The organism is Aquabacterium sp., from assembly GCF_034003525.1.
Taxonomy (GTDB): domain Bacteria; phylum Pseudomonadota; class Gammaproteobacteria; order Burkholderiales; family Burkholderiaceae_C; genus Aquabacterium.
In genome coordinates this window covers 41,677-60,928 of record NZ_JAVEYN010000006.1, presented here as the reverse complement: position 1 = coordinate 60,928, position 19,252 = coordinate 41,677, and the positions used below count along the sequence as shown (strand labels likewise).

Below are 19,252 nucleotides of genomic sequence, written 5' to 3'. Positions count from 1 at the left end.
GCGATGGTCAGGAGGCAATGGTCAGGGCCACATCCCATTCGTGCAGCAAAGCAGGGAAGGGGGCAGGGGGCAGGGCTTCGGTGAACACGCGCTTCATGTCCTTGAGGTGGCCCACCTTGGCCAGTGCCGGTTGGCTGAACTTGCTGACGTCGGCCACCAGCCAGGCCTCGCGCGCTTGCGCCAGCATGGCCTGGGCGGCGGGCAGCTCGCGCAGGTCGCGGTCGCGCAGGGTGCCGTCGGGGTCGATGCCCAGCGCCGTCACGATGCAGAGGTCCACCTTGAACTGCTGCAGGTAGGCCACGGTACTGTCGCCTTCGAGCGCGCTGTCGCGACCGCGCAGCATCCCACCGGCCACGTGCACCTTGCAGTCGGGGTGCTCGCTGAGCAGGCCGGCCACATGCAGGTTGTCGGTAATGACCTGCAGGCCTTTCTTGTGCAGCAACTCGCGCGCCACGGCTTCGACCGTGGTGCCCACGCCCATCATCAGGCTGCTGCCGTCGGGAATGGCCGCGGCCACCGAGCGGGCGATGCGGGCCTTGGCGTCGGCCTGCACGGCCTGGCGCTCTTTCCAGGCGGCCACGGTGGGCGCTTCACGCGGCAGGCTCACGCCGCCATGAAAGCGCAGCAGCAGGCCGGCATCGGCCAGGCGCTGCACATCGCGGCGCACCGTCTGCATCGTCACGTCCAGGCGCTGCGCCAGGCGCTCGACCGACACGGCCCCCCGCGCCCGCACTTCATCGAGCAAGGCTTGCTGACGTGGGTTGGGACTCCAGGGGGAAGTGGGGGGCATGGTGGGATCTCCAGGGCGGGCACGGCGGTGCACCGCAACGGTGGCAACGAAGTGATTGCAACATAAAAGATGCCAAGCGCGTCAGCTGTCGCGCTCATGCGATCACCGGATTTGCGCGACTGTCTGTGCGCAGCCCTTCGTGCTAGAGTGAAACACACCTCGTTACAGCAGGGTCCGAGACAAGATGAAGCAGTGGAAGCAGGTTTCCGCGGTGGCCGCTGCGGTCATGACGCTGGCCTCCGGCGGTGCGCACGCACTGGGCCTGGGCGTGCCGAACAGCCGGGCGGTGCTGGGTGAGTCCTTGCGCATGAGCATCCCGCTGGAGTTGGCGCAGGGCGAGGACGTCGACGACGGCTGCCCGCAGGCCGAGGTGTTTTATGGCGAAAGCCGCCTGGATGCGGGCAAGGTGATTCTGGGTATCTCGCCCCAGAGCGGTCGCCACCGGGTGATGACCGTGCGCGCCATCCAGCCGATCAACGAGCCCCTCATCGATGTGACGATCAGCTATGGCTGCGACGCCCGCCTGTCGCGCAAGTTCACCGTGTTCGCCAGCCCGCCCGAGTTCGTGCCCACCGTGGTGCTGAGTCCGGCCACCACCTCGGTGTCGAGCGACGGCGACGGTGCGCGCGCTGGTGGTGACGCCGGCGCGCTGCCAGCGACGACATCGCCCCGGTCGTCGAACGCCCGGTCCTCGGCGGCGCGTGAGCCCGAGGGGCTGCCGCGTGCGACGCGACCGGTGCCGGTGCGCCGTCCGTCCAAGGTCCCGGCGCCCCGTCCTCAGGCTCAGCCCACCCCGCCCGCGCCACCACCGCAAGCGGTGCAAGTGGCCGAACCCGTGCCCGCGCCGCCGCCGGCCGCCGTGCCCGCATCGGTGCCCACGCCCGCCGTCAAGCCTGCCCCTGCTGCACCGGCCCCCAAGGCCTCGTCGGTCGTGCTGCGCAAGCCGCCACCTGCGCCCAAGCCGGCACCGGTGTCGCGCCTGGTGCTCGACCCGGTCGTCATCCCCGTGGCGGCGCCCTTGCCGGGGGCCGGCGTCAGCGAGGCTGCGTCCGGGGGGCAGCCCAATCTGGTCACCTCCCAGGCGGGCTCCGATCTGGATCGCCTGCAGGCCCAGATGGCCCAGGACCGTCAGCGCCTGGACGAGATGGAAAAGCTGATCACGCAGCTGCGCCTGGATGCCGCACAGGCCCAGGCTTCGGCGGCCGGGGTGGGGCTGCAGCGTCCGCTCGCCCTGAGCGATGCGCGTCACCCCGTCTGGCTGCTGGCGGTCTCGGGCGTGGCCGCGCTGTCCTTGCTGTTCAGCGGCTACCTCTTGCTGCGCCTGCGCCGGCAGGAGCAGGCCCGCGCCTGGTGGCCGCCATCCGATCGCTGAGCCGATGAGCGAGCGCGTGCCGTCGCCCTTGCCCGAGGCCGACCATCACTGTGATGTGCTGGTCGTGGGCGGTGGCATCAACGGGGCGGGCATCGCCCGCGACCTGGCCGGCCGCGGCTGGCGCGTGCTGCTGTGCGAGCAGGACGATCTGGGCAGCCACACCTCATCGGCCTCGACCAAGCTGATCCATGGCGGCCTGCGCTACCTGGAGCATGGCGCCTTCGGCCTGGTGCGCAAGGCCCTGATGGAGCGCGAGCGCCTGCTGCGTTCGGCCCCGCACATCATGCGGCCTCTGTCCTTCGTGCTGCCGCACGACCCGCGCACGCGCCCAGCCTGGCTGGTCCGCCTGGGCCTGTGGTTCTACGACCACCTGGCCCCCCGCGACTTCCTCTCGGGCAGCCGGGCCGTGGACCTGAGCGACAGCCCCTTGGGCCAGCCGTTGCAGCGCCAGTGGCGCCAGGGCTTTGTCTACACCGATGGCTGGGTGGACGACGCCCGCCTGGTGCTGCTGTGCGCCCTGGATGCGGCGGATCAGGGCGCCCAGATCCTGCCGCGTACCCGCTGCGAAGCGCTGCACGCCTATGGCGGTGGCTGGCGTGCCACCCTGGTGCGACGCGATGCCCTCACCGACCGAGCCACCCGCACCCTGACCGTGCAGGCCCGCGCCGTGGTCAACGCCGCTGGCCCCTGGGCCGAGCAGCTGCTGCGCCGTGACATGGGCGTGCCCGCGGCAGCGAGCGGGGGCCGACAAGGGGCCCGGGCTGCGCATCTGCGCCTGGTCAAGGGCAGCCACATCGTTGTGCCCCGTCTGTTCGAGCACGACCACGCCTACCTCCTGCAAGGTGAAGACCGCCGCGTCGTGTTCGCCATCCCCTATGAGCGCGATTTCACCCTGATCGGTACCACCGACGTGGACCACACCGGCGACCCGGGCGACGTGACCGTGAGCGAGGACGAGGTGCGCTACCTGTGCGCCGCCGTGGGCCGCTACCTGCGCCGCCCGGTCACCCCCGAGGACGTGGTGTGGCGCTTTGCCGGCGTGCGCCCCTTGCTCGACGATGCCCACGGTGCCGCCGCCTCCGTCACGCGCGACTACCGTCTGGAGGCGCAGACCCAACCGGCCCCCTGGCTGACCGTGTGGGGCGGCAAGCTCACCACCTTCCGCGTGCTGTCCGAGCAGGCGGCCGACCGCCTCGGCACCCTGCTGGGTGACCCGCGCACGCGCTGGACCACCGAGGCCCTGCTGCCTGGGGGGCTGCTGCAGTCCGGCAGCGACACGGCCCTGATCCCGGCTTCACCGGTGGCGCAGATGACAGCGTTTCAGGCGCGCCTGCGCCAGCGCCATCCTTGGATGGACCTCGGTCTGGTGCGCCGCTGGAGCCGTGCCTACGGCAGCCGGGTCAGCCTCTTGCTCGATGGCGTGCACACCCGCGCCGACCTGGGCGCCGAGATCGCGCCCGACCTGTACGAGGCCGAGCTGTTCTACCTGCGCCGCCACGAATGGGCGCAAACCGCCGACGACGTGCTGTGGCGACGCAGCAAGCTGGGACTGCGCTACAGCCCGGCGCAACGTCAAGCCGTGGCCGACTGGCTGGCGGCTCAGGCCCAGGGCTGAGGCCCACCCACTACCGGAGTTTGGCATGTCATCTTCTGCGCGTACCTTGTTCGTCACCGGCGCTGCCGCAGGCATCGGCCGTGCCGTGGCGGAGCGCTTCCTGCAGGCGGGCTGGTTTGTCGGGCTGTGCGACGTGGACGAGCTTGGGTTGGCGGCACTGCAGCAGCATTGGGGGCCCGAGCGCTGTATGGCGGCTCGCCTCGACGTCAGCTCGGCCGACGACTGGCGGGCCGCACTCACCGACTTTGCGCAATGCACCGGGGGGCGCCTGGACGTGCTCTTCAACAACGCCGGCATCGCCGTCACCCGGCCCTTTGAAGAGGCCGACCTTACGCGCCACCACCGCCTGCTCGACATCAACCTCACCGGCGTGGTCAACGGCTGCCATCTGGCCTTTGCGCTGCTGCAGCGCACGCCGGGCAGCCGCGTCATCAACATGTGTTCGGCCTCGGCGCTCTATGGACAGCCCGAACTGAGCACCTACGCGGCCAGCAAGGCGGCGGTGCGCAGCCTCACCGAGGCGCTGGACATCGAATGGCGTCGCCACGGCATCCGCGTGGTCGATGTGCTGCCGCTGTTCGTCAACACCGCCATGGTCGCCAACGAGGTCAGCCGCATGAAAACCGTGGCCACCCTGGGCGTGCGCCTGGGGCCGGACGATGTCGCGGCCACCGTCTGGCGGCTGGCCACGGCACCGTCAGCTGGTTTGCCTGTGCATTCGTTCGTGGGCTGGCAGACCAAGCTGTTCGCGCTGCTGTCCAAGCTGTCGCCTGGCTTCATGAACCGCTTGGTGACCGCTCGCATGGCCGGCTACTGAAGCCGACCGCTGCGGCGCTTCAGCCCTCTTCGCGCGGCATCAGGAAGTGGCCGCGCGCATTGGCCACCGGGCGCTGCGGATCGTCCTGCCAGATCGAGACCTGGGCCAGCGCCACGCGGTTGCCCTGGCGCACCGTGGTGCACTGCGCGTAGGTGTCCACCGGCTTGGCCGAGCGCAGGTAGGCGATCGCGAAGTCCACGCTGCGCGGGGCATCCGGGATGCCGGGCACCGTGTCCATCAGGTGCAGGATCATGGCCGTTTCGCCAAAGCCCGCCAGCACGCCGCCGTGCAGGGCCGGCAGCATCGGGTTGCCGATCAGTTCGTGCTTGAAGGGCAGGCGGAACACCGGCCCGGCGTCCACCTGGGCCTGCTGGTGAATCGCCAGAAAGTCCACATAGGGCGAGCGCGCGCCCGTGCGCGCCGGGGTCTCGGGCGTTTCGGCCGGGGTGCTGCGGATGTGGTGGCTGGTGTCCAGGCTGGTGGGCGAGACCAGGTGGGAGGCCGCCTCGACCGGTGTCGGCTGCTGGGCGGGTGGGGCCTTGCGGGTGCTGGCGGTGCCGCGCATGAAGGTGGCGTTCACCGTGGCCACGGGCTCGGACTGTCCCAGCTGGAACAGCTCCCCCCGCACAAAGGCCACGCTGCGCGACAGGCGATGGCATTCGGCGCGGCAGGTCACGTTCACATTGGCCACGGGCGGACGCAGGTAGTCCATGCGCAGGTCGAGCGTGGCGAAGGGCTCCATCTCGTCCATCGCGCTGCCCACCGCCAGGCCGCAGGCCGTGTCGGCCAGCACGCTCAGGCAGCCCGCGTGGATCAGGTTGCGCTGGGTGTCACCCGTCCACGTGGCGCGGGCGGGCAGCAGCAGAGTGACAAAGCCCTTACCGACCTCCACCACGTGCATGCCGGAGAAGGCGGCATACGGAATGCCCGAAATGAAAGCCTGGGCCCAGTTGGTGCGGGAATCGCTGCTGAAGATGCTCATGGTCACAACCCGTCGAAATGCGCGGAAGGCGTGATTGTCTCTCCGCGCCGGCCCGTGTGCGTCGCCCGCCTCAGCCGGGCAGGCCGCTGTCACTGTGGCATTGCGGACAATCGTCGTCAAGCCGACAGTTCGGCGTCCACGTCGCTCAGGCCCGCCCAGTCCGTCAGGCGCAGCACCTGTACGCCTTTGAGGCGCACCGCGCGCTTGTTCAGTTTGAGCAGCGCCGCGTCCTTGCTGAACAGCCAGCGTGCGCCCACCTGCATGGCCAGGTCGATGAAGACCTGGTCGTCCGGGTCCTTGCAGCGCAGGCCGCAGGGCGGGGGCTCGTCCACAAAGGTGGCGTGCTGGAACACTGTCAGTGTCAGCATCGGGTCGGGCTGCCAGGGTTTGAGGTAGCTGCGCGGCCACACCTGGTGCCATTCCTTTTCCATCGACGGGCAGGCCAGCCAGCGCAGGCGGCCCGCCAGGATGGCCTCGGCGATGGGATGGGCGGTCGGGTCCTTGAACACCCGCCAGTCCAGCAGGGCATTGGTGTCGAGGATGACGATGGGGACGTCGCTGGCGGGCGTCGTCGCGTCGGCCTCGCTCATTCGGCCCGCGCGATCACGCCGCCGCCCAGGCAGACCTCGCCCTGGTACAGCACGGCCGACTGACCCGGCGTGACCGCCCATTGCGCGTCAGGAAAGCGCAGCGCGATCTCGCTGGCGCTGACCGCCGTCACCTCGCAGGGCGCATCGGCCTGGCGATAGCGGGTCTTGGCGCCCACGCCCGCCTGTGCGACCGCTGGCCCCCGGCCATCGACCCAGCTCAGGTCGTCGGCCACCAGCGTGTGTTGCAACAGCCAGGGGTGGTCGTGACCCTGCACCACGTACAAGGTGTTGGTGGCCATGTCCTTGCGGGCGACGAACCAGGGCTCGTGCTCGCCACCACCGCGTGGTGCGCCCTTGTCTTTCACGCCGCCAATGCCGATGCCCTTGCGCTGGCCCAGCGTGTAAAAGCTCAGGCCCACGTGTTCGCCCAGCTTGCGGCCGCGGTCGTCCTTGATCGGGCCGGGCTCGTTCGACAGGTAGCGGTTGAGGAATTCGCGAAACGGCCGCTCGCCAATGAAGCAGATCCCGGTCGAATCCTTCTTCTTGGCGTTGGGCAGCTTGATCTCGTCGGCAATGCGGCGCACCTCGGTCTTGGGCAGCTCGCCCACCGGGAACATCGTCTTGCTCAGCTGCGCCTGGTTCAGGCGGTGCAGGAAGTAGCTCTGGTCCTTGAGCGGGTCCAGGCCCTTGAGCAGTTCATAGCGCTGGCCGCCTTCGTACGAGGCATCGGCCACCGCGCGCACCCGGGCGTAGTGGCCCGTGGCGATCTTCTCGGCACCCAGGCGCATCGCGTGGTCCAGGAAGGCCTTGAACTTGATCTCCGCGTTACAGAGCACATCCGGGTTGGGCGTGCGCCCGGCCTGGTACTCGCGCAGGAACTCGGCGAACACGCGGTCCTTGTAGTCGGCCGCGAAGTTGACGTGCTCGATCTCGATGCCGATCACGTCGGCCACCGAGGCCGCATCCAGGAAATCCTGACGGCTGGAGCAGTACTCGCTGTCGTCGTCATCTTCCCAGTTCTTCATGAAGATGCCGATGACCTCGTGGCCCTGCTGCTTGAGCAGCCAGGCGCTGACGGCCGAGTCCACGCCGCCACTCAGGCCCACGACGACGCGTTGCCTCTGTTGCATGTCAGATCAGAAAAAAGCTCAGGAGGCCCGATGGTACGACGGCGCGGCAAACACCGACTCGTGCACGGTCAAGATGTCGAGCGGGTAGCGCTGGCCGGCCAGGTAGCTTTCCAGGCATTCCAGCAGCAAGGGGCTGCGGTGGCGCTCGGGGCAGGCGCGGATCTCATCGGCCGTCAGCCACACGGTGCGCACAATGCCTTCGTCGAGTTGCAGCGCCGGGTTGACGTCGCTCACCGAGCCGCAGAACGCCATGCGCAGGTAAGTGATGTCCTCGCCCGTGCGAGTGCTCCGGAAGCGCGACATGTACACGCCGACAAAGCCTTCTGGTGTGAAGGCCCGCGCGGTTTCTTCCCGGGTCTCACGGATCACGCCCTCGATGGGCGACTCACCCGGGTCGAGGTGGCCCGCCGGGTTATTGAGCAGCAGGCCGTCAGAGGTTTCTTCCTCGACCAGCAAAAAGCGGCCGTCATGCTCGATGAGCGCCGCCACGGTGACGTTGGGCTTCCAGCGCACTTTGGGAGCGGGCGTGAGGTCGGCCGACAAACTGGCCTGCAACAGATCGGCGGTGTTCATGAGCCGAGCATTATCCGCCAATTCGTTCTGAGGAGTTTGACGTTTCTGTGACGCAATCAGAACTCGGCGCCTTGTTGCCAACGAATCAGGGTATGTTTCAGGTCGGTTTGGACCCAGTCACGCAGACGGGCCAGTTGCGCGGCATCGGGATGGCGCATGCCGATGACGCTGTGCAGAAAGCCGAACAGGCGGTAAATCAGCAAGGTGCGGATGCGGATGCAGGCGGTGTCCAGGTTATCGACGGCCGGCGCGTTGGCGCGCAGCAGCGCGTGCAGGTCGCGGTACACCTGCTGGGTGCCGGGCAAATCCTGCAACTGCTGACGCAGGTGCACCATGTCCACATTCGGGCTTTCACCCAGGAAGATGAAGCGGAAGTAATCCGGGTGCGTCAGCCAGTAGTCCAGCATGGCGTGAAAGTACGTCTGCAAGCGTTCGGCGGGCGGGGCGGCTTCGCTCTGGCGCTGGCACGCCTGCGCCACCTCGCCGATGATCTCGTCCCAGATGACGGTCAGCAGGGCGTCCTTGCAGTCGAAATACCAGTAAAACGCCATCGGCGTGACGCCGGCTTCGGCCGTGATGCGCCGGATCGTGACGGCGGCATACCCCTCGCTCAGGAAAATCCGGCGCGCGATGTCCACCAGTTCCTCGCGAAACTGTTCGCGGGCGGCAACGGTGATGCGTCGTTTGGGCGAAGACGGCGGGGAGGCTTGGTCGGACAGCATGGATCGCAGCAGGAAAAGCGACCGACCAGGGGTCATTCGCCGAACGAGGTCGAGCGCATCTTAGTCGTGCGCCTCACGCTCACCAAGTCCGTGACGCAATATCCCGAAGGGATGCGGGTTATTACAGTCTTTCCATCCTGGGGGATTCGGTCTGTATCCGAAAAACTCACCCGGTGCAATAAGGCATATGCCGGTCTTTCGAGTCAGCAAATTGTCAACTTGTACGCGTACAGTACGCGATAAGTTGTGTTCCGATAACGGTTCGGAGTAAGTCAAGTGCGATGCGCCCGCAGCGGTGCTCCAAATATTGGGTGTACAGGGTGGACAGACTGAGGCCGGCCATCGCTGCCGAAATGAATGAGGGGGTGCTCGACGAGCTCCAGCGATATCGGCTGGTGGTCGAACATTCCAGCAACATGGTCGTGATCACCGACGCGCTGCGCCGCATCGAGTATGTCAATGCGGCCTACACGCGGGTGACCGGGTGGACCCTCGACGAGGTGCGCGGCCTCAAACCTGGCCGCCTGCTGCATGGGCCACTCACCGATGTGACCTGCGCGCGCGAGATCTCGCGGGCGCTCTCTCGCGGGGAGACCATCAACGGGGTCGAACTCGTCAACTATCGCAAGGACGGCGAGCCTTATTGGGTGAGTCTGCACATCCGGCCAGTGCACAACGAGTGTGGTCAGTTGACCCATTTCGTCGCGATCCAGACCGACATCACCGAGCGCCGCCGGGCGCGCGACGCCCTGGTGGCCAGCGAGCGCCGCCTCGCCGAAGCGCAGCGCCTGGCGCGCATGGCCAGCTTCGAGTGCAATTTCGACACGGACGAGATGCTCTGGACCCCGGGCGCCGATCAGGTCATCGGCCTGCCCGAAGCCCTGTTGCCGCGCTCCTTCCGGGGGCATGTCAGCCTGCTGCATGCCGACGACCGCGAGGCCCTGGAGGACGCCTACTGGACTCTGGTGTCCGAGCAGCGCCCTTACGAAGTCGAGTACCGCTTGCTGACCGGCGAAGGGCGGGTGCGCTGGATCCGCGAGCGGGGCTACTACCTGCCGGCCGAGGGCGCGCTGCCCAGCCGCCTGTGTGGCCTGGTGTTCGACATCTCGGCCACCAAGGAAGCGCACGACCGCATCCAGTACCTCGCCTGGCATGACACCCTGACCGGGCTGGCCAACCGCGAGCAACTGCAGGACGTGCTGCTGCAGCGCCTGGCAGGGGTCCGCGAGGCGGGTCGGCAACTGGCCTTGCTGTTTGTCGACCTGGACCGCTTCAAGACCATCAACGACTCGCTCGGCCACCACGTGGGCGACGAGTTGCTGCAGACCTGCGCGCAGCGCCTGCGCGACGCCGTGCGCAGCAGCGATGTGGTCGGGCGCCTGGGCGGCGACGAGTTCGTGGTGGTGCTCGGCGGCATCGACTCGTCTGACATCGTCGCGCGCATTGCGACCAAGCTGCTGGAGCGCATCGCCACGCCTATGCTGATCCAGGGGCGCGAGCTGCATGTCACGGCCAGCCTGGGCATCAGCGTCTATCCCAAGGACGGCACCACCGCCTCCGAGCTGATGCGGCACGCCGACGCGGCGATGTACCAGGCCAAGGCCCGGGGGCGCAACACGCACTGCTTCTTCAGCGAGGCGCTCAATGCCCGCCTGAGCGAGCGCTTCGAGCTGGAAAGCCAGCTGCGTCTGGCTCTGGTGCGCCGCGAGCTGAGCCTGCATTTCCAGCCCCAGTTTCAGTCCGACGGGGCTCGTTTGATCGGCTTCGAGGCCTTGCTGCGCTGGCAGACCCCCGAGGGGCGCTGGATCCCGCCTGACCAGTTCATCCCGGTGGCCGAAGAGTCCGGCCTGATCCAGCCCATCGGTGACTGGGTGCTCGAAGAGGCCTGCAGCCACTGGCAGCAGTGGCGGGCGCAGTACGGGGCCAACATCCGCGTGGCCGTCAACCTCTCGGCCATCCAGCTGCGCGACCGCGGCCTGCTGGCGCGCATCCGCCAGCTCACCGAGCGCTTCGACATGCCCCCCGGTGCCCTGGAGCTGGAGCTGACCGAAGCGGTGGCCATGCACGACCCCGGCGCCAGCATCGAGCTGATGAAGCAGCTGCGCGAGCTGCAGGTCTCGCTGGCGGTCGATGACTTCGGCACCGGCTACTCCTCGCTGGCCTACCTCAAGACCCTGCCCATCCAGCGCATCAAGCTCGACCGCTCCTTTGTCAAGGACATGGAGCACAACCCCGATGACCAGGCCATCTGCAAGGCGGCCATCCAGATGGCGCACTCGCTGGGTCTGGAAGTGGTGGCCGAAGGTGTCGAGACCGAGGCGCAACGCCAGTTCTTGTCTCACCACCGTTGCGATCTGATGCAGGGCTACCACCTGGGGCGGCCCATGCCGGCCCAGGACGTGCTGCACCTGCTGGCCCAGCCCCCGCTCATCTGTCCGAACACCTCCACGCTGTCTGTATGAGAACCAATCTGCCCGTCACCCAGACCGAGTACGTGCTGCCCGATGGCGTCACGCTGATGTCCACCACCGACCTGGAAAGCCGCCTGACCTACGCCAACGCGGCCTTCATCGAGGTCAGTGGCTTTGAGCCGGACGAGTTGCTGGGGGCGTTTCACAACATCGTTCGCCACCCGGACATGCCGCCCGAGGCCTTTGCCGACATGTGGGCCACCCTGAAGGCCGGGCTGTCCTGGTCGGGTCTGGTGAAAAACCGCCGCAAGAACGGCGACTACTACTGGGTGCGGGCCAACGCCACCCCGGTGCGCGAGGGCGACCGCGTCGTCGGCTACATGTCGGTGCGTACCAAGCCGCCGCGCGACGAGGTGGCCGCCACCGAGATCCTGTACGCCCGCTTCCGCCGCGGCGAGATGTCGGGCTGGCGCTTTCACCGTGGCCTGATCGTGCGCAGCGGCTGGCAGGCCTGGCGCTCGCTCCCCCAGGTGCTGCCGGTGAACTGGCGCATCCGCTCGGCTTGTGCGCTCATGACGGTGCCGGCCATCGCCTGCGCCCTGTATGTGGTAGACGCTCCGGCGGCCTGTGCGGCCATGGTGGCGGCCACCCTGGGCTCGGCCGTGCTGGCCAGCGCCTGGCTGGAATACCAGATCGCGCGCCCCATCCGCATCATCATGACGCAGGCCCTGGCGGTCGCATCGGGCCAGCCCAACAAGAACCGCCGGCCCGACCGCATCGATGAGCTCGCCATGCTGTTGCGCGCCGTGAACCAGGCGGGGCTGAACCTGCGCTCCCTGGTCGACGACGTGAACGTGCAGGTGCAAGGCCTGCGGCACGCCGCCAGCGAGATCGCCGACGGCAACCACGACCTGAGCAGCCGCACCGAAGAAGCGGCCGCCAGCTTGGAGCAGACCGCCGCCGCCATGGACGAACTGAGCGCGACGGTGCAGAACAATGCCGATTCGGCTCGTCAGGCGGCCGAACGCACGGGCGCGGTCAGTGCCTTGGCCGAATCCGGCGGGAAAGTCGTCTCGCAGGTGGTGAGCACCATGGGCGACATCTCGCGCAGCTCCAGCAAGATCGCCGACATCATCGGCGTCATCGACTCGATTGCGTTTCAGACCAACATCCTGGCGCTCAACGCCGCCGTGGAAGCCGCCCGTGCGGGCGAGCAGGGGCGTGGCTTTGCGGTGGTCGCCGGGGAGGTGCGAGCCCTGGCGCAGCGCAGCGCCGGCGCGGCCCGCGAGATCAAGGCCCTGATCCAGGACAGCGTGGGGCGCATCGAAGCCGGGGCCAGTCTCACTGAAGGCGCCGGCCAGACCATGGGCCAGCTCGTCGCCCAGGTGCAGCAGGTCAACACGCTGGTGGGCGAGATCCACTCGGCATCCAACGACCAGTCGGCCGGCATCGGCCAGATGAACCAGGCGGTGACGCAGCTCGATCAGATGACGCAGCAAAACGCCGCCCTCGTCGAGCAGTCGGCCAACGCCGCCGCCCAGTTGCACCAGCGCACCGGCCGCCTGGCCGAGGCGATCTACGCCTTCCGTCGCACGGGCTGATCTGGGCCGGCCAGGGGCGCTAATCCGCGTTAACCCTTAAACTCGGGTGTGACATCCGCACACACGCACCCTGTTGGTGCGTGGCCTGACCCCGCGCAAACCCGATCCTGTCAGCAACATTGTGTATGCTGGCGGGTTCCATGTGTCATGCGGCGACGGCTCCTGCGGGCCGGCGTCCTGTCATCTGTTCCTCATCTGTCCCACTAGGAGATCCGTATGCTCATTGGCATACCCTTGGAGACCACCGCTGGCGAAAGCCGCGTGGCCGTGACCCCGGAGACCGTCAAGAAGCTCAAGGCCCAAGGCCATACGCTTCGTGTGCAGTCCGGAGCCGGCGTGGCCGCCAGCGTGACCGACGAGGCCTATGTGGCCGCCGGTGCCGAGATCACCGATGCGGCCGGCGCCTTCGGTGCCGAGATGGTGCTGAAAGTGCGCTCGCCCAATGCCGACGAACGCGCCCTGATGAAGCCGGGCGCCGTGCTGGTGGGCATGCTCAACCCCTTTGACAAGGACGGCCTGCAGGCGCTGACCGACAGCAAGCTGACGGCCTTTGCGCTGGAAGCCGCCCCCCGTACCACCCGTGCGCAAAGCATGGACGTGCTGTCCTCGCAGGCCAACCTGGCGGGCTACAAGGCCGTCATGATCGCCGCCGACAAGTACCAGCGCATCTTCCCGATGCTGATGACCGCCGCCGGCACCGTCAAGGCCGCCCGCGTGGTCATCCTGGGCGTGGGCGTCGCCGGTCTGCAGGCCATTGCCACGGCCAAGCGCCTGGGCGCGGTCATCGAAGCGTCCGACGTGCGCCCTTCGGTGAAGGAGCAAGTCGAGTCGCTGGGTGCCAAGTTCATCGACGTGCCGTATGAAACGGCCGAAGAAAAGGAAGCCGCCGAAGGCGTGGGCGGTTACGCCCGCCCAATGCCGCAGTCCTGGCTGGACCGCCAGAAGGCCGAAGTCGCCAAGCGCGTCGCCGCCGCCGACATCGTCATCACCACGGCCCTGATCCCCGGCCGCGCTGCCCCGGTGCTGGTCACCGAGGAGATGGTCAAGGCCATGAAGCCTGGCTCGGTCATCGTGGACCTGGCCGCGGCCCAAGGTGGCAACTGCCCCCTGACCGAAGCCAACCGCACCGTGGTCAAGCACGGCGTGACCCTGGTCGGTGAAACCAATCTGCCTGCGCTGGTGGCCGCTGACGCCTCTGCGCTGTATGCCCGCAACGTGATCGATTTCTTGAAACTGGTCATCAACAAGGAAGGCCAGTTCCATGTCGATCTGGAAGACGACATCGTCAAGGCCTGCCTGATGTGTCGTGATGGCCAGTTGCTGCGTGCCTGAGCACGCGGCTTTTGTGCCCTGAGGAGTAAATACCATGCAACGCAACATGCTGCGTGCCAAGCTGCACCGCGCCACCGTCACCGAAGCCATCCTGGACTATGAAGGGTCCTGCGGCATCGACGAAGACCTGATGGACGCGGCCGACATGAAAGAGTTCGAGTACATCGAGCTCTACAACGTCAACAACGGTGAGCGCTTTGCCACCTACATCATCAAGGCACCGCGTGGCACGGGCACGATCTCGCTCAATGGCGCGGCCGCCCGTCGCGCCCATGTCGGCGACCTGCTCATCATCTGCACCTATGCGCCGATGAACGAGGAAGAAGTGGCCAGCTACAAGCCCAAGGTCGTGTTGCTCGACGAGCGCAACGGCATCAAAGAAATCCGCAAGTTCACCTGACCCCCCTCAACCCCGGAGGCCGAGATGGAAGTTTCCAATGTCGTCATCAACCTCAGCATCTTCGTGCTGGCCATTTATGTGGGCTATCACGTGGTCTGGACGGTGACTCCTGCTCTGCACACCCCCCTGATGGCCGTGACCAACGCGGTGTCGGCCATCGTCATCGTGGGCGCCATGCTGGCGGCCGCCCTGACCGTCACCCCCTTGGGCAAGTCCATGGGCGTGCTGGCCGTGGCGCTGGCAGCCGTCAACGTGTTTGGCGGTTTCCTCGTCACACGTCGGATGCTCGAGATGTTCAAGAAGAAAGACAAGAAGGCGGGGGCCAAGTAAATGAGCATGAACCTGATTGCATTGTTGTACCTGATCGCCTCGGTCTGCTTCATCCAGGCGCTCAAGGGCTTGAGCCACCCCACCACCTCGATCCGGGGCAACCTGTTCGGCATGGTCGGCATGACGATCGCCGTGCTCACCACGGTGGGTCTGATCCATGGTCAGGCGACCACGTTGGGCGTGAACTTCGGTGAAGGTCTGGCCTGGGTGCTGGGCGCCCTGGTGGTGGGCGGCGGCGCCGGCGCCATCATGGCCAAGCGCGTCGAGATGACGAAGATGCCCGAGCTGGTCGCCTTCATGCACAGCATGATCGGTCTGGCGGCGGTGTTCATCGCCATCGCCGTGGTGGCCGAACCCTATGCCTTCCAGATCGTGGCCAAGCCGGTCGACGGCTCCCTGGCGCCCATCCCGGTGGGCAACCTGCTGGAGCTGGCGCTGGGCGCGGCCATCGGTGCCATCACCTTCTCGGGCTCGGTCATTGCCTTCGGCAAGCTGAGCGGCAAGTACAAGTTCCGCCTGTTCCAGGGCGCGCCGGTGAGCTTCAAGGGTCAGCACATGCTGAACCTGGTGCTGGGTCTGCTGGCCATCGCCCTGATCGGCGTCTTCATGGCCACGCAGCGCATGGACGTCTTCTTGGCCCTGGTGGTGCTGAGCTTCATCCTGGGTGTCCTGATCATCATCCCCATCGGCGGCGCCGACATGCCCGTCGTGGTCTCGATGCTCAACAGCTACTCGGGCTGGGCCGCAGCCGGCATCGGCTTTTCGCTGAACAACTCCATGCTGATCATTGCCGGCTCGCTGGTGGGTTCGTCCGGTGCCATCCTCTCGTACATCATGTGCAAGGCGATGAACCGCTCGTTCTTCAACGTGATCCTCGGTGGCTTTGGCGGTGACGCCGCGGCCGCCGGTGCCGGTGGGGCCGCGCAGCCACAACGCCCGGTCAAGAGCGGCTCGGCCGACGACGCCGCTTTCGTGCTCGGCAATGCCGAAACCGTGGTCATCGTGCCCGGTTACGGTCTGGCCGTGGCGCGTGCGCAGCACGCCGTCAAGGAACTGGCCGCCAAGCTCACCGAAAAGGGCATCACGGTCAAGTACGCGATCCACCCGGTGGCGGGCCGCATGCCCGGTCACATGAACGTGCTGCTGGCCGAAGCCGAAGTGCCCTACGACCAGGTCTTCGAAATGGAAGACATCAATGGCGAATTCGGCCAGGCCGATGTGGCCATCGTGCTGGGCGCCAACGACGTGGTGAACCCGGCCGCCCACGTCAAGGGCAGCCCGATCTACGGCATGCCGATCCTCGAGGCCTACAAGGCCAAGACCGTGATCGTGAACAAGCGTTCGATGGCGTCGGGTTATGCCGGCCTGGACAACGAACTGTTCTACATGGACAAGACCATGATGGTCTTCGGCGACGCCAAGAAGGTGGTCGAGGACATGGTCAAGGCCATCGAGTAAGCACGGTGCGCGGGGCGTTTTGTCCCCCACCCCATCAGGCCGGTCTGTGGACCGGCCTTTTTCATGGGCGCGTGCCCCACGCCGCCGAGCCGAGCATGTGTTGGCGTGTGGCAAACGCCGCCCCGATCTGTACGCAGGGCTAACGATAGCCCTCCCCTGAGCGTCGTCGCCTAATATCCCTCTCTGCGCCATTCAGCCATGCGCTGGGGGCAGTTCATGCCGACGTGAATGCAGTCAAAACGGAGGGACGATGGGAGCGTGTTTCACCAAGACCGATCTGGGGCGACAGGAGCTGCGGAGCCGGTCTTTGCCGCTTTCGCGCACGGCGCGCAATCTGCTGTTTGTCATCGATGCGGCCCGACCCGCCGTCGAGTGGCTCGGGATGGTGCAAGGGGCCACGCTTGGTGACCTGCAGACCTTGTCGGACGCCGGCCTCATTGCCGCACAGAGCAACGCGGTCGTTGCGACCGCTGCACCCACCGCGCCCGCGGAGTCGGCACCGGTCTCGGGGCCCGCAGGCGAACTCAGCTACGGCCAGTTGTATGAGCAGCTCAACGCACAGATCAAGCGCCACCTGGGCCTGATCAAGGGCTATCACTTTTCGCTGGAAATCGAGAAAGCCAGTTCCCTGGTCGACCTGCGCGAGGTGGCCGTGCGCCTGGTGGACGAGGTGCAGCGCGCCAAGGGCGAGAGTGCGGCGCAGTCGACCCAGATCGCCCTGGGGCTGGCAGGCTGAGCCTGCACAGCCAGGTTAGGCGGCTGACGCGGCCGCCGTGCCGCTTGGCTCAGTTGGCCTCGACGCAGCGGTTGCGCCCCGCGTGCTTGGCCGCATACAGTGCGCGGTCGGCCCGTTGCAGCAGCACGTCCACGTCTTCGGGGGCGCGCCACAGGGCATAGCCCGCCGAAAAGCTGATGCGCAGTGCCGGCTCGGTCTCGGAGACGACGGTGGTGCGCAGGCGGGCCTGCAGCCGCTCCAGGGCCTGCAGCGCCTTGCCAGCCTTGTGGGTGTCCGGCAGGATGATGAGGAACTCTTCGCCCCCCCAGCGGGCGATCAGGTCGGTGTCGCGCAAGACTTCGCGGGCGGCCTGGGCAAATGCCACCAGCACCTCGTCGCCCACCTGGTGCCCGTGCCGGTCGTTGATCTGCTTGAAGTGGTCCAGGTCCATCAGCACCACGCCGAAGGTGCGGCCGCTGAGCAAGGCACGCTGGTGCTCCTGGTCCAGCCGCTCCTGTCCATAGAGCCGGCTGAGCAGGCCGGTGAGGGCGTCGTGCCGGGTGACGCGCTCCAGGGCGAGCTGGGCCTCGGCCAGCGTGCGCCGCTCGTGGGCCACGCGCTCGCGCAGCAGCGCGAACTTGCGTGACTGCAAGGTGATCATGCCCATGATGAACACGGCGGCCAGCAGCTTGACGGTCTGGGCGGTGGGGCGGAACTCGGGCAGGGGGAACAGGTGGCCGATGGCAAGCACCGTCATCAGCATCCCGATGAGGATCAGGCCCGTGCGCAGCGCAGCTCGCGGCGACAGGCTCATGAAGCCGAACACCAGCGCCAGGCCCATGGTCTGAAGCAGGGCGGCCCGGCCCGTGGGGACGGTGGCGTAGGCCACGACCGCGATCAGGCAGCCCCACAGGATCTGCACCGAGATCAGACCCGGGTCGGCAAAACGCTGCGACCAGCCGCTGCGCACCAGCGGGTAGAACACCAGGATGCCCGGCACCATCAGCACGGCAAACAGCAGGCCGAGGTCGGCGCTGATGCGCTGCTGCGGGATGGCGAAAGTGACCATGACCAGGAACCACACCAGGTAGACGAGGCTGCCCAGCAGGCTCATCACGGTGCGGTCGCGCATGCGGGGCTCGGTGCCCAGCAGGCGGTCGGACCAGGACGGGGTGGGGGCACTCATGTGCGGTCGGCCAGCACCGTGCGCGCACGGCCCTGGGCTTTGGCTTTGTACAGCGCGCGATCGGCCCGTTCCAGGTCGCGGTGCAGGGGCACGCGTCCACCGGGTTCGCACAAGCCGGCCGAGAAGCTCACGGTCAGGCCCTCACCGAAGGCCGCCCAGTTGTGCTGGCGCACCTGCTGCTGCAAGGCGTCGAGGCGCTGTTGCGCGGTGGGCAGGCCCGTTTCGGGCATCAGCAGCAGGAACTCTTCGCCGCCCCAGCGGGCCAGCCGGTCGGTGGCGGGCAAGGCGGCCAGGGCCACCTCGGCAAAGCCCTTGAGCACGGCATCGCCCACCGCATGCCCATGCTGGTCGTTGATCTGCTTGAAGTGGTCCAGGTCGAGGATGGCCAGGCAGAAGGACTGCTCGGTGCGGCGCAGGCGGCGCACTTCTTCGTCGAGCAGGGTCTGCATGTGGTGGCGATTGAACAGGCCGGTCAGCGCGTCGTGGGCGGAGGCGCGTTCCAGATTGGCCACCGTGCGGGCCAGCGTGGCGCGCTGCGCCAGCATCTCGCTGCGCACGCGGTAGCTCTTGAGGGAGACCTGGTACATCACGGGCATCACGATGGCGCCGGTGCCCAGGCTGATCCACTCCGAGATCAGGTCGATGTGGGTGCTGTGCAGTTGATCGTGCAGCAGCGTGGCCAGGGTCATGAGCGTGAGCGAGCCCAGGGACGCGAGCAGCAGCTGGCGGGTGGTCAGCCGGTGGATGTCGAACAGCATCAGCAGGCACAGCCAGAGCAGGGCCAGGCCTCGTGCGGCGTCGATCAGGGCGTAGGACAGCACCACCGCGCCGCAGCCAAACAGCACCTGCGGGAAGATGAGCGTGGGGTCGCGCCAGTTCGCGGTCAGGCCGCTGCGCAGCAAGGTCCAGAAGAGCAGCAGCCCCCCGATGCACCAGGTTGCCAAGGCGTGAGCGGACCACATTGGCACGGCCTGCAGGGCCGCACCCGCATACGCCGCCAGCATGCCGATGGTGTACGGGAGCACCGTGACGTGCAGGCGCGCCAAGCCCTGTTGCGGACCGCCCTGTCCCCCTGGCGCCGATGGGGGCGCCCAAGACGGTGAGGTCTTGCTCGGGGTGGAGGGGAGGAGGGGGGTGGACACCATGAACCGGTTGACGAAGCGTGGGGACGCGTACCGATGATGCCAGTTTCAGCCGGTGCATGCGGGTGTCGCACCCGTTCTGGGGT

18 protein-coding genes are annotated in these 19,252 nt (G+C 67.4%); 10 read left to right on the top strand and 8 right to left on the bottom strand.

Annotation, left to right across the window (positions count from 1 at the left end; translation table 11 throughout):
- Positions 1–7: 7 nt before the first annotated feature.
- Positions 8–790 (bottom strand): DeoR/GlpR family DNA-binding transcription regulator, encoded by a 783-nt coding sequence (locus tag RBT42_RS05395; protein WP_320362863.1) that lies wholly within the window; start codon positions 788–790, stop codon positions 8–10.
- A gap of 184 nt (positions 791–974) precedes the next feature.
- Here RBT42_RS05395 and RBT42_RS05390 point away from each other — a divergent pair, with 184 nt between their 5' ends.
- Genes RBT42_RS05390 through RBT42_RS05380 form a run of 3 tightly spaced genes read left to right on the top strand, consistent with a single transcriptional unit; the run spans position 975 to position 4,594 of the window.
- The gene (locus tag RBT42_RS05390) at positions 975–2,162 is read left to right on the top strand and encodes a hypothetical protein (RefSeq protein ID WP_320362861.1); all 1,188 of its coding nucleotides are present in this window, start codon (positions 975–977) and stop codon (positions 2,160–2,162) included.
- A gap of 4 nt (positions 2,163–2,166) precedes the next feature.
- A complete protein-coding gene (gene glpD, locus RBT42_RS05385; RefSeq protein ID WP_320362859.1) occupies positions 2,167–3,777 on the top strand; it encodes a glycerol-3-phosphate dehydrogenase in 1,611 nt (536 codons plus the stop codon).
- A gap of 25 nt (positions 3,778–3,802) precedes the next feature.
- Positions 3,803–4,594: an SDR family oxidoreductase gene (locus RBT42_RS05380; protein WP_320362857.1), complete on the top strand. Its 792-nt coding sequence runs from the start codon at positions 3,803–3,805 to the stop codon at positions 4,592–4,594.
- Between the two features lie 19 nt (positions 4,595–4,613).
- Here RBT42_RS05380 and RBT42_RS05375 read toward each other — a convergent pair whose 3' ends face one another.
- From RBT42_RS05375 to RBT42_RS05355, 5 genes are all read right to left on the bottom strand, one after another.
- Positions 4,614–5,576, bottom strand: a complete 963-nt coding sequence (locus RBT42_RS05375) for a PaaI family thioesterase (RefSeq protein ID WP_320362856.1) — start codon at positions 5,574–5,576, stop codon at positions 4,614–4,616.
- A 116-nt stretch (positions 5,577–5,692) separates the two neighbouring features.
- Entirely contained in the window at positions 5,693–6,166 is a 474-nt protein-coding gene (locus tag RBT42_RS05370; protein ID WP_320362854.1) for a PIN domain-containing protein, read from the bottom strand.
- On the bottom strand, positions 6,163–7,296 hold the full coding sequence (gene mnmA / locus RBT42_RS05365; protein WP_320362852.1) for a tRNA 2-thiouridine(34) synthase MnmA: 1,134 nt from the start codon (positions 7,294–7,296) through the stop codon (positions 6,163–6,165). The genes RBT42_RS05370 and mnmA overlap by 4 nt, the downstream gene beginning before the upstream one ends.
- An 18-nt stretch (positions 7,297–7,314) precedes the next feature.
- On the bottom strand, positions 7,315–7,869 hold the full coding sequence (locus tag RBT42_RS05360) for an NUDIX hydrolase (RefSeq protein ID WP_320362850.1): 555 nt from the start codon (positions 7,867–7,869) through the stop codon (positions 7,315–7,317).
- A gap of 56 nt (positions 7,870–7,925) precedes the next feature.
- Positions 7,926–8,591 (bottom strand): TetR/AcrR family transcriptional regulator, encoded by a 666-nt coding sequence (locus tag RBT42_RS05355; RefSeq protein WP_320362849.1) that lies wholly within the window; start codon positions 8,589–8,591, stop codon positions 7,926–7,928.
- Positions 8,592–8,956: 365 nt separating this feature from the next.
- Between RBT42_RS05355 and RBT42_RS05350 the strand changes: the two genes are divergently transcribed.
- The 7 genes from RBT42_RS05350 to RBT42_RS05320 all read left to right on the top strand — a co-directional run bounded on the left by RBT42_RS05350 (position 8,957) and on the right by RBT42_RS05320 (position 16,859).
- Positions 8,957–11,053, top strand: coding sequence for a putative bifunctional diguanylate cyclase/phosphodiesterase (locus RBT42_RS05350; protein WP_320362847.1), 2,097 nt, complete (start codon positions 8,957–8,959; stop codon positions 11,051–11,053).
- The gene (locus RBT42_RS05345) at positions 11,050–12,603 is read left to right on the top strand and encodes a methyl-accepting chemotaxis protein (RefSeq protein WP_320362843.1); all 1,554 of its coding nucleotides are present in this window, start codon (positions 11,050–11,052) and stop codon (positions 12,601–12,603) included. The genes RBT42_RS05350 and RBT42_RS05345 overlap by 4 nt, the downstream gene beginning before the upstream one ends.
- Positions 12,604–12,819: 216 nt before the next feature.
- Positions 12,820–13,935: a Re/Si-specific NAD(P)(+) transhydrogenase subunit alpha gene (locus RBT42_RS05340; RefSeq protein ID WP_320362841.1), complete on the top strand. Its 1,116-nt coding sequence runs from the start codon at positions 12,820–12,822 to the stop codon at positions 13,933–13,935.
- A gap of 34 nt (positions 13,936–13,969) precedes the next feature.
- Complete coding sequence (panD, locus tag RBT42_RS05335; RefSeq protein WP_300158781.1) at positions 13,970–14,335, top strand: aspartate 1-decarboxylase; 366 nt, start codon at positions 13,970–13,972, stop codon at positions 14,333–14,335.
- A gap of 24 nt (positions 14,336–14,359) precedes the next feature.
- Entirely contained in the window at positions 14,360–14,665 is a 306-nt protein-coding gene (locus RBT42_RS05330; RefSeq protein WP_320362837.1) for an NAD(P) transhydrogenase subunit alpha, read from the top strand.
- Entirely contained in the window at positions 14,666–16,123 is a 1,458-nt protein-coding gene (locus RBT42_RS05325; RefSeq protein ID WP_320362835.1) for an NAD(P)(+) transhydrogenase (Re/Si-specific) subunit beta, read from the top strand.
- A gap of 307 nt (positions 16,124–16,430) precedes the next feature.
- Positions 16,431–16,859, top strand: coding sequence for a hypothetical protein (locus RBT42_RS05320; protein WP_320362834.1), 429 nt, complete (start codon positions 16,431–16,433; stop codon positions 16,857–16,859).
- 49 nt (positions 16,860–16,908) lie between these two features.
- Here the strand turns inward: RBT42_RS05320 and RBT42_RS05315 are convergent, their stop codons facing one another.
- Positions 16,909–18,024, bottom strand: coding sequence for a GGDEF domain-containing protein (locus RBT42_RS05315; RefSeq protein ID WP_320362833.1), 1,116 nt, complete (start codon positions 18,022–18,024; stop codon positions 16,909–16,911).
- A complete protein-coding gene (locus RBT42_RS05310) occupies positions 18,021–19,169 on the bottom strand; it encodes a GGDEF domain-containing protein (RefSeq protein WP_320362832.1) in 1,149 nt (382 codons plus the stop codon). Before RBT42_RS05310 ends, RBT42_RS05315 begins: the two co-directional genes overlap by 4 nt.
- Between the last annotated feature and the right edge of the window lie 83 nt (positions 19,170–19,252).

What these genes read in the sequence shown, in the direction of transcription:
- RBT42_RS05390 (WP_320362861.1), top strand. Translation starts at nt 975, where the DNA reads ATGAAGCAGTGGAAGCAGGTTTCCGCGGTGGCCGCTGCGGTCATGACG.
- RBT42_RS05380 (WP_320362857.1), top strand. Translation starts at nt 3,803, where the DNA reads ATGTCATCTTCTGCGCGTACCTTGTTCGTCACCGGCGCTGCCGCAGGC.
- RBT42_RS05325 (WP_320362835.1), top strand. Translation starts at nt 14,666, where the DNA reads ATGAGCATGAACCTGATTGCATTGTTGTACCTGATCGCCTCGGTCTGC.
- panD (WP_300158781.1), top strand. Translation starts at nt 13,970, where the DNA reads ATGCAACGCAACATGCTGCGTGCCAAGCTGCACCGCGCCACCGTCACC.
- RBT42_RS05340 (WP_320362841.1), top strand. Translation starts at nt 12,820, where the DNA reads ATGCTCATTGGCATACCCTTGGAGACCACCGCTGGCGAAAGCCGCGTG.
- mnmA (WP_320362852.1), bottom strand. Translation starts at nt 7,296, where the DNA reads ATGCAACAGAGGCAACGCGTCGTCGTGGGCCTGAGTGGCGGCGTGGAC.
- RBT42_RS05360 (WP_320362850.1), bottom strand. Translation starts at nt 7,869, where the DNA reads ATGAACACCGCCGATCTGTTGCAGGCCAGTTTGTCGGCCGACCTCACG.
- RBT42_RS05310 (WP_320362832.1), bottom strand. Translation starts at nt 19,169, where the DNA reads ATGGTGTCCACCCCCCTCCTCCCCTCCACCCCGAGCAAGACCTCACCG.
- glpD (WP_320362859.1), top strand. Translation starts at nt 2,167, where the DNA reads ATGAGCGAGCGCGTGCCGTCGCCCTTGCCCGAGGCCGACCATCACTGT.
- RBT42_RS05315 (WP_320362833.1), bottom strand. Translation starts at nt 18,024, where the DNA reads ATGAGTGCCCCCACCCCGTCCTGGTCCGACCGCCTGCTGGGCACCGAG.
- RBT42_RS05355 (WP_320362849.1), bottom strand. Translation starts at nt 8,591, where the DNA reads ATGCTGTCCGACCAAGCCTCCCCGCCGTCTTCGCCCAAACGACGCATC.
- RBT42_RS05345 (WP_320362843.1), top strand. Translation starts at nt 11,050, where the DNA reads ATGAGAACCAATCTGCCCGTCACCCAGACCGAGTACGTGCTGCCCGAT.
- RBT42_RS05370 (WP_320362854.1), bottom strand. Translation starts at nt 6,166, where the DNA reads ATGAGCGAGGCCGACGCGACGACGCCCGCCAGCGACGTCCCCATCGTC.
- RBT42_RS05330 (WP_320362837.1), top strand. Translation starts at nt 14,360, where the DNA reads ATGGAAGTTTCCAATGTCGTCATCAACCTCAGCATCTTCGTGCTGGCC.
- RBT42_RS05375 (WP_320362856.1), bottom strand. Translation starts at nt 5,576, where the DNA reads ATGAGCATCTTCAGCAGCGATTCCCGCACCAACTGGGCCCAGGCTTTC.
- RBT42_RS05395 (WP_320362863.1), bottom strand. Translation starts at nt 790, where the DNA reads ATGCCCCCCACTTCCCCCTGGAGTCCCAACCCACGTCAGCAAGCCTTG.